This is a genomic window from Brevibacillus brevis (genome assembly GCF_001039275.2).
In the GTDB taxonomy this organism is placed as follows: Bacteria; Bacillota; Bacilli; order Brevibacillales; family Brevibacillaceae; genus Brevibacillus; species Brevibacillus brevis_C.
Genome location: NZ_CP030117.1, coordinates 4,564,277 through 4,582,891, shown reverse-complemented (window position 1 = coordinate 4,582,891; position 18,615 = coordinate 4,564,277). Strand labels below are relative to the sequence as shown.

Below are 18,615 nucleotides of genomic sequence, written 5' to 3'. Positions count from 1 at the left end.
GAACAGAATGCAAAACCATAAGTATGACGTTGTGGTGATTGGTGGTGGAGTAGTCGGTACAGCCATATTACGCGCCCTTTCGTTTTATCAACTGAGACTGCTTTTAATCGAGAAGCAGCCTGATGTTTGTGAAGGGACGAGCAAGGCGAACAGTGGGATTGTTCATACCGGGTTTGATGCAAAGCCAGGCACGGTTGAGGCAGAGTGCCTTCGCCGCTCCCGCAGCTTATGGCCGATGTTGGTTGAGAATCTGAGAATCCCCTTCCTTCCATGTGGCGCCGTCATGGTGGCGACAAACGACGAAGAAAAGCAGATCATCGAAACCACCTATGTTCCCCATGCAAAGGCGAATGACGTAGATGTTCACTGGATGTCTGCTGAGGAGATTCTGGAAATGAATCCCGCTGTGACAACCAACGTAACAGGCGGATTGGCAGTACCGGGTGAAGCGATCTGCGATCCATTCTGGGCCACCAGAGCCTTCGGAGAGATAGCAGTGCTAAACGGTGCGGAGGTTGTGCTAGGGCAAGGCGTCTCCCGCATCGAGACTGTACCGGATGGAGAGGACTTGCTCCTTACGCTGGAAAATGGTGAAACGGTTACGACCCGTTATGCGGTGAATGCGGCCGGATTATGGTCCGATGAAATTGCCCGGATGGTGGGAGATGAGAGCTTCTCGATTTCACCACGTAAAGGCCAGTTTATCCTGACTGAAGAGGCGGTATCCATCTCCTCAATCATCTTGCCTGTTCCTACGAAAACCTCCAAGGGCGTGTTGGTTTCGCCAGTCGTGTTCGGCGGTTTTCTGCTTGGGCCAACGGCAGAGGATCAAGCAGACAAATGGGATCGTTCCACCTCACAGGCAGGCATGGAAACGGTACTGGCAGGCTGTGAGAAACTGGTTCCCGACTCTCGAAAGTTTTCTACGATTCGTCAGTTTGCCGGGGTCAGGGCAGTTTGCAGCGAGGGAGATTTTGTCATCCGTCCATCCACTGTACAGCCACGCATGATTCATGCCGCCGGGATACGTTCCACCGGACTCTCTGCTTCTCCTGGCATCGCAGAGCTGGTAGCGGAAACTCTTCAGAAAGCCGGGCTTGAGCTGCTAGTAAACGAACAGTCACAGCATGCCCTGCCGGATCTTTTTTCGGAGGAGCAGGAAACAGGAGAAATCATTTGTCTGTGCCGCTCCATTACCCGGAGTGAGATCGTCCATTCCTTGAAGCGTGTCCTCACCCCGCAGACCATTGATGGAGTAAAGCGGCGGACGGGCGCCACCTTAGGAGAATGCCAAGGAAACTGCTGTATTCCCAAAATCATCGATGTTATGGCCGAGACCTATCCTGAACACACCGGGAAGCAGCCTTTAAAAGGAGTAAGAAACTCTTATCTAGCTGTAGTACAAGGAGAGAAGCAGGCATGAGGTATGATTTGGTGATCATTGGAGCAGGAATCTCGGGATTGACGGCAGCCCTTTCAGCGTGGGAAGGAGGAGTTAGCTCTGTTCTGATGATCGATTACCAGAAGAGAAGAGGTGGCTTCACCTTACCGTATTGGAGCTCAGACGAGTTTGCTCCAGAACGGGAGCTTCTGGAAAAAGCCGCGTCGCTTCCCTACGAGATTCACGAACAATCAACAGTCGTCGGTTTTTTCCCAGGCGGAAACGGTCAATTGCATCAGTTGTACGTCCAATCGCCGATGGGCACCTATTCTATTGAGGCAAAAAAGGTACTGATCGCCTCAGGCTCACTGGAAAAACCGCGTGAAGCGCATAAAATCCCGGGGACACGTCCGGCAGGAGTCATGACTCCGATGATGGCGATGCAGCTAATAGAGCGAGGATATCAGCCGGGCCGCAAGATTGTGTTGATCGAGAATGGCAGAATCTCTCGCAGTACAGCGACCCTTCTGGAAAAAGAGACGAGCAATCTGGTCAAATATGCTGAGTTAGATTGGGAGCTTACCTCTATCAAGGGATTGTCTCGGGTAGAAGGAGTACAACTGCGGAATCGGATGACGGATGAGATAAACGAAGTGGCGTGCGATACGCTCATTTTTGCAAAGGGTCGGGTGCCTTGTACGTTTTTCTTGAAAGGAACACCGATCGAGCGAGATCATCAAGATGCGATTATTGTAGATGCCACAGGGAAAACGAATCTGCCAGATATTTATGCAGCAGGGAGTTGTACCTGCCTTGGTGACGATGATCACACGAATTCGATGGAATGGGCAAAAGAAACAGCCAAGCATCTCTTGTAAAACGAGCATCAGAAGGGAGAGTTTACGATGAAGCTATCCGACTCGTTTACGATTCAGGCAAGTAAAGCAGATGTATGGTCCGTCTTTATGGATGTTGAAAAGCTGTCAGGTTGCGTACCAGGCTGCAATGAAGTAAAAATGAGCAGTCCCACCAGTTATGAAGCGAACATGGAAGTGAAGATACAGTTTATGACGATTCAATTCCGAGTGACGGGGGAATTAAAAGAAGCGGTAGACGGAGAAGCGCTGCAAGTGGAGATGACCGGACAACCGGTAGCGTTGGCTGGCGTGTTCCGCAATCAATTGCACCTTCAGCTAAAAGAGGAGCAGCCGGGAACCACGCGAGTGCAGTACGAGATGGATTTGCAAATGACAGGGCGACTGGCATCGTTAGGAGATATACTAATGAAGGGGACTGTGAAGAAAAAGGCAGAAGAATTTGCGACGAACGTCCAGACCCTGTTCCAGTCTAGTCAAGAGATATACAATTAAGAGAAGATGGTGATCATCCATGCTACAAGAAGAAAGACAGCAGCTGATCCTGCAAATGCTACAAGAAAATCAATCCGTTCGTATTGCAGAGCTATGCAGCCGATTAACGGTGACACGCGAAACAATCAGGCGGGATTTGTATGAAATGGAGCAGCAGGGACTACTCAAGAAGGTGCATGGTGGCGCTATTCTGAATAAAACCAACGTGGAGCCTCCTTATGCCAAGCGGAGTGGATTAAACTTGGCGGAGAAAGAGGCGATTGCGGTCGCCGCCGCCTCCTTGGTGGAGGACGGTGACGCAATCTATATTGATTTGGGCACGACGACACAATTGTTCGCCAAACACCTTTATCATAAAAAGGGGATTACGGTGATAACCAATGCGCTACTGGTGGCATTGGAACTATCTCATCACCCGGATGCAAAGGTGATCATGAGTGGAGGTGAATTGCGCGCAGGGGATCTGGCCATGTCCGGTCCGATCGCCAGGAAAAGCCTCGAGGGCTTGTTTGTGGACAAAGCGTTTATTGGTGTGGGGGGATTGGCAGCAGAAACTGGTTTTACGGATTACCACGTGGGCGAGGCAGACATCAGGCAGTTGATGCTTACAAACGCCAAAGAAACATATGTACTGATTGATCATTCCAAAATAAATGTAACCGCTTTTATGAGGGTGGCAGAGTTATCCGACATCGACGTAGTCATTACAGATGAGGAACTACCCCAATCTCTTGCTGGGCGACTCGCTCAGGAAGGATTGCAAGTCATCGTTGCTAAGACATCCGTGTAAAGCAAATGGTGAGGGAGGCAATCCATGGTGAAACAATCGGTACAAGCAAATGATTCGCAAGATATGCAAACGTATCATTATAAGCAAGAATTGAGACGGACATTAAAACTGTTCAGTTCGTTTGCCGTCGCGTTTTCTTTTATTTCCATTACCACAGGCATTTTTAGCAATTATGGATTTGTGCTTAGTACAGCTGGGCCGGCTGGTATCTGGACCTGGCCGATTGTAACCATTGGGCATTTGTTAGTAGCCATTATTTTTGCAGAGCTGGCTGGACGAATTCCATTGAGCGGCTATTCCTATCAATGGGTGACACGTCTTGCCAACCCGGGGCTGGGTTGGTTTGCTGGCTGGATTGCCTTTTGCTTTCTCGTTATCGTAGTTCCAACTGTCGACTATGCGCTGGCTCCCATTATTGCCGAGATGTTTGGCTGGGATACAGGCTCCAAGACACTGGTCTGGATCGTGATTGGTACGCTAGTCGTACAAGCTTTATTAAACATTTATGGAGTGAAGCTGGCTACTCGCATTAATGATATCGCCGTGTACACGGAAGTGATCGGTATGGTTGGGATCGTTGTGGTGCTGGGAGCAGTTGTGATGTACAACGGGGCAAATTGGAGCATGCTGACCGATATCGGTACGGCTGCGACTCAATCGGACGGTTCGTACCTAGGCGCTTTTATCATGGCTGCCCTGATGGGTTCCTTTACATTGGTAGGCTTCGAGGCTGCTGCGAATCTCTCCGAGGAGACGATCAATGCGAAGAAAACGGTGCCTCGTGCCATGATTTTATCCGTATTACTGAGTGGTGTGATTGGTTTCTTACTGTTGATCGTGATTTCTGTTGCCATTACGGATCTGCCGACTGTGCTCGGTGCAGCGAATCCAATTCCGTACATATTGCAAACAAGTCTTGGCTCCGCTGTATCCAGCTTCTTTCTGGTGCTTTGCCTCATTTCCATCTTCGCGTGCGGCTTGATCATCATGGCTTCCGCTTCCCGACTCATCTATGCGTTGTCACGTGACAATGTATTCTTCGCTTCCTCCATCTTCAAGAAGGTATCACCTCAGACTTCGGTACCAACAAACGCCGTTTTACTCGTTTTAGTGCTAGGTATTCTCGCTGTATTATTCGCCGATTCCCTGACCCTTCTGGTAGGAGCCACCTCGGTACTGCCAGCCCTTCTCTATCTGACAACGATTGCTGCTTATGCATGGAAACGCAAGGAACTGCCCAAATCGAAGTACTTTGACCTGGGCAAGTGGCGCACACCGCTCACTTTCCTTGCGATCGCATGGCTGATCTTTGAAATTGGCATCCTGACCATTCCGGAAAATTTCCATAGCGTAGCGATCGTGGCAGCTACCTTGCTGGCTATAGGTGTCATTTTGTATCATCTGCTGTTCCGCAAAGGGATTATGGAGGGCCGTATCGGTATAAAAGACAGAACATTCGGATTTGATGAAGAGAAAGAAGATCATTCCGCCTAGAATAATGAAAAAGGAGCCTGCAGTATGGAGAAGTATTTGCTGTCGATTGATCAGGGGACAACTGGGACCAGGGTGCTGCTGGTAAATCACCATGGACGGGTTGCTGCTGAAAGCTATCAGAAGCACGCACAATATTATCCACAGTCCGGATGGGTGGAGCATAACCCGGAGGAGATCTGGGAAAAGGTCTTGATGGGAGTGGCCGACGTGCTGCTCAAGGGACGTACCGAACCTGAGCAGGTGGAAGCGGTAGGCCTGGCCAATCAGGGGGAAACGGTCCTCTTTTGGGATTCGGTAAGCGGAGAGTCGCTTTATCCGGCTGTTGTCTGGTCCTGCCGTCGCTCCGATCAAATCGCAGAGCGTTGGAAGGAGGATGGCGAATGGGCACAGAAGGTGGCCGAGAAGACCGGACTTTTGATTGACCCATATTTTTCTGCGACGAAAATCAGGTGGATGATGGAGGAAGTGCCTCTGGTGCAAGAAAAGATCCGACAGCGGCAGGCTTATTGCAGCACGCTTGACTCTTGGCTGATCTGGCAGATGACAGGAGGCGCCTCGTATGTAACCGATGCTTCCACTGCTGCTCGAACGCTGTTGTTTGCTCATCGGCAGGGGAAATGGGATGAGGAAATATTGCGGTATTTGGGAATAGAGGAAGACTGGCTACCGCAGGTTCGTCCAACAGTTGGTTCTTTTGGTAGGACGAATCCGGATAAATTTTGCGGCATCCAAGCACCGATTCTCGTCAGCCAGGTGGATCAACCAGCGGCCCTTTACGGTCATCTCTGCATTGAGCCGGGTATGTCCAAATGTACGTATGGCACGGGCTGCTTCGCTTACATGAACGTCGGAAACGAGCCGCCTGCTACGAAAGAGAGCGGACTTTTGACGACGCTCGTCTGGAAACGCGGGGGGCAACATACTTATGCGCTTGATGGCGCGGTTTATGCGGCGGGGTCAGCTCTCGAATGGGGAAAAGAGCAGCTTGGGCTGTATCAGGATATAGACGAGCTGCAACGATGGTCGGAGCAGTGGTATGAAGAACTGCAAAAGGGAGAAGCCCCAACCAACCTTTTATTTATCCCGGCATTGAATGGGATCGGCACACCGTACTGGAACTCGGAGGCGAGAGGGGTGTTTCTCGGACTCTCCCAGCATACTGACCGACCGCTACTGGCAAAAGCGATGCTGGAAGGGATCGCTCACCGTGTAGCGGATGTGTTTGTCACAATGGAACAGGCAGTCGGACAAAAGATTTCCGTTTTGCGGGTAGATGGCGGCTTGACGGATAATCCGTATTTGATGCAGTTTCAGGCAGACCTGCTGGGTGTTCCGGTAGAGGTGCCGCAGATCAATGAAACAACAGCGATGGGGATTGCGTTTCTACTCGGGGAAGAGTGCGGCTGGTGGTCGGTGAAAGAATTGGAAGCGCGAATGAAGGTAGGGCGTCGCTATGAACCGACACTTGATGAATCGGTGAGGAATAGACTGCGTGGGCGTTGGAACAAGGCGGTTCACCTTCTGTTACAGGTAAGCGAAGGATAACGTAAAAAAAAGCAACCAACTGCCAAAGCGAGCACAATGCTTTTGGCGGATTGGTTGCTTTTTTTACTTCTTCAACTCGAGCGCAGGCTCCCAGCCAAAGCTGTCAAACCACTGCTTTTGTCTAAAGTTCGAGAGAGCTTGTCTCACATAAGGAATGATGTTCGGGGGTAATTTATCCATGTCCACCCATACGAGCTCATCGCATTTATTCGGCTCGGCATTGACTATTTCTCCGCGCCATTTTGTGGCAGCGACAAAAAAATCGATACGTTCATCATTAGAGCGGCGATGCATGACGCCTACCATCTCCAAGCTCGCTGGATCGATGTCAATTCCGCATTCTTCTTTGGCCTCGCGGATCGCGGCAGTCTTAACTTCTTCATTCCCATCCAGATGTCCAGCGGGAACACTGTAATTGCCGTCTTCGTAGCCGGTATTGTAGCGACGTAATAACAAGATCTGCGCATCCTTCACCAGGAAAAGGTGAACGGCTACCTGCATCGAGAAGCGCTCTTTTTGCATGCGAATTCTCCTCTATTAATGATATTCTTCCGGGCGATGATTCTCGGCAGCTTGTCTACGGCGTTCCATTCTGTTTTTTTTCAAAATCGGAGAGCTGGTCAAGGCAAAGAGCAGCATACCAATTCCAGCAACACCTAAAACGATCCCGATAGTAAGATACAGCCAATTCATTGAAAAAGACCTCCTTAATTCATGCAAAGCGAACATGATTATAAATGGGAACTATGCTATAATGGCACAGTGTGTTTTTACTTGATTCTCGGTAGTAATTTCTAGAAAACGCAGGGAGGATTTTGCGAGATGACTCAGCAAACGTCTGTTGATCAGCTATCCATTAATACCATTCGCACGCTGGCAATTGATGCCATCGAGAAGGCGAATTCCGGTCACCCGGGAATGCCGATGGGTGCAGCTCCTATGGCACATGTACTGTGGAGCCGCTTTATGAAAGTAAATCCGAGCAATCCAAAATGGATTGACCGTGACCGTTTTGTCCTCTCAGCTGGACATGGCTCTATGCTATTATACTCGATGTTGCATCTGATGAAATACGATGTTTCACTGGAAGACCTACATAACTTCCGTCAATGGGGCAGCAAAACACCTGGTCACCCTGAGTTTGGACACACGGCGGGTGTCGACGCGACAACGGGTCCTTTGGGACAAGGGATCGCGATGGCTGTCGGTATGGCGATGGCGGAAAAGCACATGGCAGCTGTTTACAACCGCGACAATTTTGACATCGTTGACCATTACACATACGTAATCTGCGGCGACGGTGACCTGATGGAGGGTGTATCCAGCGAGGCTTCTTCTCTGGCTGCTCACCTGAAACTGGGCAAAATGATCGTGCTCTATGATTCGAACGATATCTCTCTGGATGGCGAGCTTTCCCGTTCCTTCTCTGAAAACGTAGCGGGTCGCTACCAAGCGTATGGTTGGCAATACATTCGCGTAGAAGACGGCAATGATCTGGCTGCTATTGACGCGGCTATCGCAGAAGCGAAAAAAGATTTGGATCGTCCTACCTTGATTGAAGTAAAAACCGTCATTGGATACGGAAGCCCGAACAAAGGCGGCTCCAGCTCTTCTCACGGCGCTCCGCTTGGAAAAGACGAAGTGAAGCTGACAAAAGCAAACTACGAGTGGCACCATGAAAGTGAGTTCCACGTACCACAAGAAGTGACTGATTTCTATGCTGGCTTGGCTGACGCTGGAGAAAAAGCAGAAGCTGCTTGGCGTGACCTGTTTGCAGCTTACGCAAAAGCGTATCCGGAACTGGCACTGCAATTTACGACTGCACAAGAAGGCCATCTGCCTACTGGTTGGGACAACCATATGCCAACGTATGAAGCTGGTGCAAAGCTGGCGACACGCGTTGCTTCCGGTAATGCGATCAATGCATTGGCAAACAGCGTTCCATTCTTCCTGGGCGGATCTGCTGACTTGGCACATTCCAACAACACAGTGATTAAAGAAGCGGGCAACTTCTTGCCAGGTTCTTACGATGGCCGTAACATTTGGTTTGGTGTTCGCGAATTCGCGATGGGTGCAGCCCTCAACGGTATGGCTCTCCACGGTGGCGTTAAAGTATACGGCGGTACATTCTTCGTGTTCTCCGACTACGTGCGTCCGGCGATTCGCCTCTCTGCACTGATGAAGCAGCCAGTTGTCTACGTATTTACACATGACTCAATCGCAGTTGGTGAAGACGGACCGACGCATGAGCCGATTGAACAACTCGCTTCCTTGCGTGCGATGCCAGGCTTGACCATTCTTCGTCCGTCTGATGCAGTGGAGACGAACGAGGCTTGGAAATATGCTGTATCCCGTACAGATGAGCCAGTCGTTCTGGTACTGACTCGTCAAAACCTGCCAGTTCTGCCTGAGACCATGGAGAAAGCGGCAGAAGGCGTGAGCAAAGGTGCGTATGTTCTCGCAGACGCGCCAAGCGGCAACCCGCAGCTCATCCTGTTGGCAACGGGTTCTGAGGTATCCCTCGTGATGCAGGCGCGTGAGCAACTCCTCGCGAAAGGTATTGAAACACGCGTTGTTTCCATGCCGAGCTGGAACCTGTTCGAGCGTCAACCGAAAGAGTATCGCGACGCTGTGATTCCACCGGCTGTAAAAGCACGCGTGGCGGTAGAAATGGGCTCTCCAATGGGGTGGGAGCGTTACGCTGGCGATAGCGGTACAGTCATCGCAATCGATCAGTTTGGCGCATCTGCACCAGGCGAGCGCATCATGAAGGAATACGGCTTCACGGTAGAAAATGTTGTGGCTGAAGCAGAAAAACTGCTGAAATAAATCGTAGACCTTTAGGAAAAAGCCTATCTTCTGTTTCAGGAGATAGGCTTTTCCAGTGACAAACGGAATTTTGTATGGAATGATAGACTACAACCCAAAACAGAAACTTTTTTGAAATGGGACCGTCTATATAAGATGTGGGGGAGAGAGAGAAAATCAGGAGGTAAATAATGGCAACAAAGGCCAAGAAGAAAGTCAGGAAGAAAAAGAACAACTTGCTGATGATTGCCGTATCGTTTGCAATATTCCTTTTCCTTAGTGTGATCGGAGGCTACTTCGCCCTGTTGTATGCGGGAGACCGGATGATTGAGCAAAACGTACAAAAGCTACAGGACTTGAAAGCAGAACCAACTGTCATATACGACAAAAACGGGAAAGAGATGACGAGTCTGATTCGTCAGAAAAACCGTGTATACAAACCGATTAATGAAATGCCAAAGACTTTAATCAATGCTTTCCTCGCTGTTGAGGATAAGCGCTTTTACGAACACAAGGGCGTCGATATGGTTCGGATCGGTGGCGCCATCGTCAATGATATTAAAAAAGGATCGTTAGCTGAAGGGGGAAGTACCATTACCCAACAGCTGGCAAGAAACGTCTTTCTCACCCTAGACCAAACGTTCTGGCGTAAAACAAAAGAAATGAGTATCGCGATTGGCTTGGAGCGCAAGTACTCCAAGGATCAAATTTTAGAGATGTACTTGAACCGCGTTTATTTGGGCGAAGGGGAATTTGGGGTAGAGGATGCTGCCCAGTACTACTTCGGTAAATCGGTAAGCGATGAGAACTTTACCGTTGCGGAAGCAGCGATGCTGGCAGCTATTCCAAAAGCACCGACCACTTATTCACCTTTTAACAATCCAGAAAAGGCGAAACTGCGTCGAGATACCGTCATTCGACTGATGCATGAGCAAGGAATCATTACCGATGAGCAAAAAGAGGCAGCTCAAGCAGAGCCGTTGCCGAAAGAGCCGCATGAAGTAGCGGGTGCGAGCTTGAAAAAAGGCTATCGCGCGTTTTTTGACAATATGGTAGAAGAATCCGAAGCCAAGTTCGGCGTGACAGAAGAAGAACTGTACCGCGGGGGCTGGAACATTTACACGACCTTCGACCCGAAAGTACAGGATGCCATGGTAGAGGAATATGCCAATGCCAAAAACTTCCCGAAAGACGGCGCCAAGCGCGGTGTAGAATCATCGATGATTGTCATCGACGCGAAAACAGGCGGAATTGCCGGGATGATGGGCGGACGCAACTATGCGCCAAAAGGCTTTAACTATGCGACAGACATGAAGCGTCAGCCGGGCTCCAGCTTTAAGCCGATTGCGGTGTTCGCTCCGGCGGTAAATAAAGATATTAACAAATGGAACTCGAATTCGCAGTTGAGTAACAAAAGGCAGAGCTTCAATGGCTATGAGCCGCGCAACTACAATAACCGATACACGGAAACAATGAGCATGAACCGGGCGATGATCGACTCCGCGAATATCCCGCCGGTATGGCTGTTAAATGAAATTGGTGTACCAGAAAGCTTGGAATACCTCAAGAAAGTCGGTATTGAGCTGACTCCGAACGATCGAAACCTGGCAATCGCCCTTGGGGGATTGAGTGTAGGTACGTCCCCGTTGGAAATGGCTCAGGCGTACACGCCTTTTGTCAATGGAGGGGTAGTGTCTGAGACGCACTCGATCACGAAGGTGGAGAACAAGGACGAGGGTGTTGTCCGTGAATATAAGCCTAAACAAACTGAGGCACTGAAGCCGGAAGCAGCTTGGGAGATTCACACCATGCTGGAGAGAGCGGTTCAGGAAGGTACAGGGAAGGCAGCGCGTATCTCTGGCCGCCATGTTGCAGGTAAAACCGGTACGACACAATCGATTGCAGGAGATAGTAAAGCAAACAAGGATGCTTGGTTCGTTGGATATACTCCGGAATATGTCGGTGCCGTTTGGATGGGCTTCGATCCGGAGGACAAACAGCATTTGATGCATCAAGGAAGTAGCATGACGGCACAAATGTTCTCCAAAGTGTTGGCAACAGCCTTAAAAGGTGTACCGTCATCGGACTTCGTTCGACCAGCAGGAGCGGTAGAACATAAAGAGGTGGAAGTAGAACCAGAGCTCCAAATGGCTGCAGACATGTCATTGGACCCAAGTACGAATAAATTGATGGTCGTGCTTAGCTGGATTGGTGGAGCTGACGGCAATACGTACGATCTGTACCGCATTAGCGAAAACGGCGAAAGACAGCTCATCTCTGCGGGTATGAAGGAAACCTCTTATGTAGATGTCCTGGATAGTCCGAAACAGTATCGTTATCAAGTCGTTCCGCGAAATGCACAAGGCGAGGAAGGCACACCTTCAAAAGAAGTCCCAATCGACTCCAAAAAGCTGGAGAATATGCTTAATGGAGATCCTGGTCATAACGAGGAAGGCAACGATCAGGGGCAGAATCCGGGTGGTACCGAAAATGGAAACGGTGAAAATCCACCTGACCAAGGTACCGGAGAAGCTGGTGAGCATACAAATAATGGAGATGGTGGGCAATCGCCAAATCCGGGAACAGGTGAGGTTCCACCGGACATTGTGAATCCAGATCCTAGTCAGACAAATGGTTCCTCCAATGAAATTCAATTACCGCCACCTCCACAAGAGGAGGGGCAGAACCAGTTCCCAGATGCATCAAACGGCTAAAGATTAGCCCAGCAAGAACGATTCAAAACCGATTCGACTATTTGCACAGGTTCTTTCGCGTGGTACAATACCAATAAATCGGGAGACAGGGGGGACAGTCCATGTCTGGCTACGCACAAAGAGATCTACCCACATTTTTCAAAGAACAGTTACGCCAAACCAAGGTGAATTTTGAGCGAGCTCTTGACTGTAAACACACCGATTTCGATGATCTTTACCCATACATGAACGAACAGCCACAGTTCTTCTGGTACAAACGTTACGTGGCTTGGTCAGAATTGCTGACCGTCGTACGTCTAGCTGAACAATTGGGTATTGAGTGGACAGAGGATTTCAGTGAGCAGCAGGTAGAATTCATTCAAGGCAAGGTTCTGCAAGGAAAAGTGCTCGATTATTGGAACCCGGAAGAAGAACAAGAAGAATCGATGAGAGAATTGGAAGAAGAAAAATAAATGTGATCGTAAAAACATGGCGCGTTCCCACTTGCGGGAACGCGCTTTTTTGCGTGCGCGAAGCAAAACTCACTTTTGATAGTCACAGTGTCTAACATTTCATACATGTTCATGAATTTTTGTAAAAAAATGTATACATTCTCCTTCTTCTTTTCAGTAATATGTATTGGCACCATAATTGCAATTCTAACAGCGTGTATTTTATTACATTCCAAATGGAGAGAAGGTGAACTTGCCCAATCCAAATACGGCTTCCACGCAACAAACGAAAATGCGGTTTCCATTCAAAGGAGGTTTGCTCATTCATGAAGAAAAAGCGTCACACGGCACACACAGGCCGCATAATGGCTGGTGTCCTTCTCTCGACATCATTTCTATTGGGGACGGTTGGAACTCCTGTCCAAGCCTTGGCAGTCAAAGATTATTCAAGTGCGCTCGCTAGGGATGGGAGTCAAAACGTTCCGCCTTCAGGAAAACCTGTGGAGAGGAAGCTGGACCCAATCACCTCGTTTCAGCATCAATCCAGTGATGAAGCAGGGGAATATCCGCATCCAGTGGAGCCAATCTGGAGTGTAGAGGAGCAAGAGTCTTCTAACGAACAGCAGCGGAGCATGGAGGCAAATGTCGAAAAGTACACGATGTCAGATTTGAACAAGCTCAGCTACGACGAATTAGTCAATGTACTGGTGACGATCAACTGGGAGCAGATTCCTGAACTATTCGACTTTACCCCCGATTCGTATGCCTTTTATAACGATCGTCAGCGCGTTCAGGCCATCATTGACGCATTGCAAGTCAGAGGCACACAATACTCCAGCAGCGATTCTAAAGGAATTGACACCTTGGTTGAGGTGCTTCGCTCTGGATATTACCTCGGGTACTACCATCAGGAATTATCCTATCTCAATCAGAGAAGTGAGCATCAAAAAGTGTTCCCTGCTCTGCATGCCATTGCAGACAATCCGAATTTCAAATTAGGGACAGATGCTCAAAATGAGGTGATAGGTGCATTTGGTGGACTCATCGGAAACACTTTTGTAAGCGCTTCCCTCGTGGAGAAAGCTGCACCGATCATCCGTCAATATGAAGAACAAATGGATACTTTCATTACGCAGCGGAGTGCGGGTGATGCTGTTTTCCGTATCATGAGCCAGTTTAGCTATATTCTGATGTGGAGAGTGGATGAACCAACCAAGCAACAGGAGTTTTACGGCAAAATAGATACGTATCTGAACGAGCTGGGAAATCTCGCCTTGCATGGCGATACAGATGAAGCGAAAGAATGGGTCCTCGACAATGGTTTTTATCACAGTGCTTATTTGGGAGAATACCATTCCAATCCGAATAAGGGTAACGAGGTCCTCACAGAAGCGTTAGAGCTTTATCCGTATGTGGGACTACAGTATATGCAGGTAGCGAAGCTGATCCAGACGGTCTATGGCGGAAAAGATGCGCAGGGAAGGGACATTCAGTTCAACAAGATTCGTGAGGATGCGATGGAAAAGTATCTGCCCAAAGAGTACACATTTGATGACGGGAGCGTCGTCATGAAAACAGGCGGTGATGTCACAGAAGAAAAAGTCAAACGGTTATATTGGGCGGCAAAAGAGGTAAAAGCTCAGTTTCATCGGATGGCAGGACGAGATGAACCGATGGAGGAAGGGAACCCCGACGATATTTTGACCATTGTCCTTTACAATAGTCCTTCAGAGTACAAGATGAACAACCCCCTGTACGGCTATGAAACGGACAACGGAGGCATGTATATCGAGGGGAAAGGAACCTTCTTCACCTACGAGCGAACACCGCAGCAGAGTACGTACACACTGGAAGAATTGTTCCGCCATGAATTCACGCACTATTTGCAGGGGCGCTACGCTATCCCTGGCTTGTGGAATGAAGGCCCGATTTACAGAGATGAGAGACTGTCATGGTTTGAAGAAGGCGGAGCGGAGCTCTTTGCAGGCTCCACGCGAACAACAGGTGTTCTGCCTCGAAAATCCATGGTCAACAATCTGATTCGCTTTGGACAAAATAATTGGTATACGGCCTCTCAAACTTTGCACGCACGCTACGGCACATGGGACTTTTATACGTATTCATACGCCTTGCAGTATCACATGATGAAAGAGGACTGGAACAAGCTCGATGATATCATGGATTACATAGAGGCCAATAACGTGGATGGTTATGACCAGTTAATCCGTACGCTCAGCAATGATTCAGAGCTGAATCGGGATTACCACCGTACCATGGAATCGTTGGTAGACAGCTATCCTGATCTGACCGTGCCGCTGGTGTCGGACGACTATCTGGTCCCGCCAGACCTTAAAGCAAGTGCAGAAATCTTTCAGGAAATTGAAGATGTCACCGGATTGCAAAATGTATCTACCAAAAGGCACGGTTCAGAGTTCTTCCAAACCTTTACGTTAACAGGCACGTACACGGGTACGCAGGCAGAAGGGGAGAAGCAAGACTGGGAGACGATGAGTCGCATCACAGACGAGTTTTTAACCACGCTTACTTCTCATCCATGGAACGGCTACAAAACCGTAACCGCCTACTTTACCAACTACAGAGTAAATGCGTCCAATCAGTTTGAATATGATGTCACGTTCCACGGGATACTTCCAGAACAAGGAAATGGAGAGAATCAGCCGCCTGTTATTGTCATGAACGGCCCGGCAAAAGCAGCCGTAAAAGAGGAAGTGACGTTTAGCAGTAACGGAAGCTCCGATCCGGATGGCAGCATCGTATCTTATCTGTGGGAATTTGGAGATGGCAAAAGCAGCAGTGATCCCAATCCTATGCATGTCTACGAAAATCAGGGAGAATATACCGTGAAGCTACGAGTAACGGATAACAAAGGAGCCGTTACTGCGAAATCGATTACAATTACGATCGAGGAGCAGGGTGGAGAAATTGGGGAAAAGGAACAAGAGCCAAACAACAGCTTTTCAGAGGCAAATCGGTTGAAAAGCAATGTGGAGTTGAGTGGTCAAACAAGCAAACAAGACGACAAGGACATTTTTGCCTTGAAGGTATTGAGCAACGGAACGGTGAAAATCAACGTAACGAGTGAGCACGATACTGGTTTGAACTGGGTCGTTCACCACGAGGATGATCTGCATAATTATTTCGCTTACCCCAAGACCTCAGGAAAAACGCTTTCCGGTGAGTTTGAAGCAACTCCGGGTACCTATTATTTGTCCGTGTACAACTTTAACGGTGAAACCATTCCATACAAAGTAACCGCGGAATTGCCAGAAGAAGAAACAGAACCAACCGAAACGGAGCCGAACAATTCATTCGATGACGCGAATGCGCTACAGTTGGGCGAAGAGATAAGTGGTCAAACCGATCGTATAGATGACAAGGACACGTATATCATTCAGGTTGAAGAGGAAGGGATCGTTCAAGTTACGGTGAGCAGCGAGAAGGACGAAGGCTTAAACTGGGTGGTGTTTCATGAAGATGATCTCGAAACGTATTTCGCCTACCCCGAAAACACAGGTAAGAAACTGACGGGAGAATTTGAGGCAAAACCAGGGAAATATTACTTGTTGGTCTACAACAATAACAACACGAAGATTCCGTACAAAGTGATCGTGAACGCAGAGTAATCTCTCCATTCAAAGGAAAAAGCCTTTCTACCCCTTTTTTAAAAACGGGATAGAAGGGCTTTTTTCGTTTGATAAGCGTCTGGTAAAAATCAGCGCGTAACGGTATGGCGTTCCGCACGTCTTTTCTTTACGTAACCAAAGAATCAATGGAGCCAATTGTAAATGACTTGTGGCGTCTCTTCCTCAGGGCCAGCCGGGAGAACGAATGGAACAGGATTGCTCCAAGGCTGGGCAGAGGACGGGGCATTGGAGATAATGAACTCTGTCCCCAATGAAACAAAGGTGTACAGCTCCTCGACAGCGGCATTGTACAAGCGAACACATCCGAGTGAAACAGATGAGCCGATGCTCTCGGGATGATTTGTCCCGTGGATGGCATACCCGCTCTCCTGAAAGACCATGCCCCTCGTTCCATAAATATTGTCATGTCCGCGGGGCTGATTGATTTTTTGTTGAATGGTATAGTAGCCTTCGGGTGTTGAACCGTTTTTGCCTATGGCGACGGGATAGCTGCGCACCAGATGGGAACCGCTGATGAGCTGCATCGTATGTGTCGAGGTAGTCAAGTGAAGCTGTAACGGTTCGAAAGGCGCCACTGGCTCCGGATAGCCGGGAAGCGGCAGCACATTGCGCAAGCTGTCCCATGCGGACTCTGGCGAGAAGGCTTTGGGATGATACGGATAGCTTTTTAACAAAAGTCTCTTTGGTGGTACTGGAATTTGCGGCAAATAATTGCCTGGATAAGCGCCAGCCAGATCAGACAGTTGGGCAGGCAATGTACCCGTTTGCTGATAATAGCGGTACAAGGCGTTTCGCAAGATCAGTACATGCTGGAGGGTTAGCTGCTCATCCTTGAGTTCTGCCTTACCTGTGGCAAGTGTCGGTTCTCGTTCCAACTGCACAGGTTTATCCCACCATTTTTCACTGAGAACAGTCCGACTCGTCGGATTGTAACGCAAGATGCCTCGGACTTCGCGCGGCTGATAAAACAGCAAGGGACGGAACAACGGCGAACCAGGTACTTCCGGGACAACCATCACCGTAAAAGGCTGCGTAAGAGCAGGGCGCCGGGACTCTACATAGCGCCGGACCTGTTCAGATAGCTCACGGGCACTGAGTGTAGGAGGGACTGCGATGACCTCGACATGTGGCTGCGTTTGGGCTGTTGTCAGTACGGGCTGTTTGGCAGCTTGCGGCGTTGTCTTGGGTGACGCATCTCTCAACGGTCCGGGCGAAAAAGCGAATTGAAAATAGAGAAACAAGAGCGAAGCCAAGAGTAAACGTGTTCGATTGCCCAAGGAATTGCGCTGTCGCTCCCGCAGCAGTCTTTGATAAGCATCACGCGTCTCGTTGTAATACGAGCCTTGCTTGGATACGAGACCACGTCTGTACGCTTCGAGAGCCTGTTCCGAGTTGCCTTGTGCTTCTCGTTCTTGGCCAAGGTGAAACCAGCCGATGGCTTCGTTTGGATACTGAGTCGTATACCACCGGTAAAAGGCGAGGTCGCTCTGATCCGGATATTTCATATGAAATGTACTTTTTTCCTGAAGAAAGGAAACCTTGTCCACGGATACTTCTCCCCCAAATAAATGAGCGTTTAAAAAGGCGCCCTTATAAGGATGTATCGGCGGGAGTCGGGAAAATAATGAGAGTGGAGGTCAAAAATGGTTTATTTACGAACGATCAAGCTGCTGAGAGAGGATTTTCCGAACACGAAAGAATATCCTTTTCACCTGCCCTCCTTGCGCAAGTTGGAAGCAATCGAGCTTGATAGCAGTGTCACTTTTTTTGTAGGAGAGAATGGCTCGGGTAAATCTACGTTGCTTGAGGCTGTTGCCTATCAATGTGGTTTCCATACGGCTGGCGGATCGCGTAACAATTTTTATGAAGTGCATCGCTCGGAGGCGAGTCTGGGTGACTACATACGCCTCTCCTGGCTTCCTAAAATAACGAATGGCTTTTTCTTACGGGCTGAGAGCTTTTATCAGTTTGCCAGTCATATAGATCAGACGGGCTCCGAAAGCTATAAAAACTACGGTGGACGCTCGCTGCATGAGCAGTCGCACGGAGAATCTTTTTTCGCGCTGTTTGCCAATCGCTTCAACGGCAGGGGAATCTACCTGCTGGATGAGCCCGAGGCTGCTCTTTCACCCAAGCGGCAGATTGCTTTTCTTTATCTCATGCGTGATTTGATAGAAGAAGGAGCCCAATTCATTATTGCGACGCATTCGCCGATTTTGTTGGGTTATCCCGGAGCGACTATCCTCAATTTTGACGAATCGCCCGCTCAAGAGGTGAAATATCGGGATACAGAGCACTATCAATTGACGCGTCGTTTCCTGGAGAAGCCCGATCTATTTTTCGATGAAAAATAATTTTTATTTTTCCTGTCACAAAAATCTCCTTGGCGGTTTCTATTAGATGAACGAAGCAGTAGA

General features: G+C 49.0%; 14 protein-coding genes. 11 read left to right on the top strand and 3 right to left on the bottom strand.

The features are described from left to right. The first annotated feature begins 7 nt into the window (after nucleotides 1-7). The 6 genes from AB432_RS22160 to AB432_RS22135 are packed head-to-tail and all read left to right on the top strand — an operon-like array spanning nucleotide 8 to nucleotide 6,580. Nucleotides 8-1,423, top strand: a complete 1,416-nt coding sequence (locus tag AB432_RS22160; RefSeq protein ID WP_048034119.1) for an NAD(P)/FAD-dependent oxidoreductase — start codon at nucleotides 8-10, stop codon at nucleotides 1,421-1,423. Then, entirely contained in the window at nucleotides 1,420-2,259 is an 840-nt protein-coding gene (locus AB432_RS22155; RefSeq protein ID WP_048034118.1) for an NAD(P)/FAD-dependent oxidoreductase, read from the top strand. Before AB432_RS22160 ends, AB432_RS22155 begins: the two co-directional genes overlap by 4 nt. A 27-nt stretch (nucleotides 2,260-2,286) precedes the next feature. Next, a complete protein-coding gene (locus AB432_RS22150) occupies nucleotides 2,287-2,751 on the top strand; it encodes an SRPBCC family protein (protein WP_048034117.1) in 465 nt (154 codons plus the stop codon). Between the two features lie 19 nt (nucleotides 2,752-2,770). Beyond that, nucleotides 2,771-3,541: a DeoR/GlpR family DNA-binding transcription regulator gene (locus tag AB432_RS22145; RefSeq protein WP_048034116.1), complete on the top strand. Its 771-nt coding sequence runs from the start codon at nucleotides 2,771-2,773 to the stop codon at nucleotides 3,539-3,541. 24 nt (nucleotides 3,542-3,565) lie between these two features. After that, nucleotides 3,566-5,035 (top strand): amino acid permease, encoded by a 1,470-nt coding sequence (locus AB432_RS22140; RefSeq protein WP_048034115.1) that lies wholly within the window; start codon nucleotides 3,566-3,568, stop codon nucleotides 5,033-5,035. A gap of 24 nt (nucleotides 5,036-5,059) precedes the next feature. Continuing rightward, nucleotides 5,060-6,580 (top strand): FGGY family carbohydrate kinase, encoded by a 1,521-nt coding sequence (locus AB432_RS22135; RefSeq protein ID WP_048034114.1) that lies wholly within the window; start codon nucleotides 5,060-5,062, stop codon nucleotides 6,578-6,580. A gap of 63 nt (nucleotides 6,581-6,643) precedes the next feature. Here the strand turns inward: AB432_RS22135 and AB432_RS22130 are convergent, their stop codons facing one another. Beyond that, the gene (locus AB432_RS22130) at nucleotides 6,644-7,102 is read right to left on the bottom strand and encodes an NUDIX hydrolase (RefSeq protein WP_048034113.1); all 459 of its coding nucleotides are present in this window, start codon (nucleotides 7,100-7,102) and stop codon (nucleotides 6,644-6,646) included. 15 nt (nucleotides 7,103-7,117) lie between these two features. Beyond that, nucleotides 7,118-7,273 (bottom strand): hypothetical protein, encoded by a 156-nt coding sequence (locus AB432_RS22125; protein WP_235617525.1) that lies wholly within the window; start codon nucleotides 7,271-7,273, stop codon nucleotides 7,118-7,120. Between the two features lie 129 nt (nucleotides 7,274-7,402). Between AB432_RS22125 and tkt the strand changes: the two genes are divergently transcribed. The 4 genes from tkt to AB432_RS22105 all read left to right on the top strand — a co-directional run bounded on the left by tkt (nucleotide 7,403) and on the right by AB432_RS22105 (nucleotide 16,177). Continuing rightward, on the top strand, nucleotides 7,403-9,409 hold the full coding sequence (gene tkt / locus AB432_RS22120; RefSeq protein WP_048034111.1) for a transketolase: 2,007 nt from the start codon (nucleotides 7,403-7,405) through the stop codon (nucleotides 9,407-9,409). Between the two features lie 170 nt (nucleotides 9,410-9,579). After that, nucleotides 9,580-12,102, top strand: a complete 2,523-nt coding sequence (locus AB432_RS22115) for a PBP1A family penicillin-binding protein (RefSeq protein ID WP_048034110.1) — start codon at nucleotides 9,580-9,582, stop codon at nucleotides 12,100-12,102. A 101-nt stretch (nucleotides 12,103-12,203) separates the two neighbouring features. Further along, nucleotides 12,204-12,554 (top strand): hypothetical protein, encoded by a 351-nt coding sequence (locus tag AB432_RS22110; RefSeq protein ID WP_007721499.1) that lies wholly within the window; start codon nucleotides 12,204-12,206, stop codon nucleotides 12,552-12,554. 305 nt (nucleotides 12,555-12,859) lie between these two features. Beyond that, a complete protein-coding gene (locus AB432_RS22105; protein ID WP_048034109.1) occupies nucleotides 12,860-16,177 on the top strand; it encodes a collagenase in 3,318 nt (1,105 codons plus the stop codon). A 143-nt stretch (nucleotides 16,178-16,320) separates the two neighbouring features. Here the strand turns inward: AB432_RS22105 and AB432_RS22100 are convergent, their stop codons facing one another. Beyond that, nucleotides 16,321-17,745 carry a L,D-transpeptidase family protein gene (locus AB432_RS22100; protein ID WP_048034108.1) on the bottom strand — a complete coding sequence of 475 codons (1,425 nt, stop codon included), beginning with the start codon at nucleotides 17,743-17,745 and terminating at the stop codon, nucleotides 16,321-16,323. 96 nt (nucleotides 17,746-17,841) lie between these two features. Between AB432_RS22100 and AB432_RS22095 the strand changes: the two genes are divergently transcribed. Continuing rightward, nucleotides 17,842-18,552: an AAA family ATPase gene (locus AB432_RS22095; RefSeq protein WP_048034107.1), complete on the top strand. Its 711-nt coding sequence runs from the start codon at nucleotides 17,842-17,844 to the stop codon at nucleotides 18,550-18,552. Nucleotides 18,553-18,615: the final 63 nt, after the last annotated feature.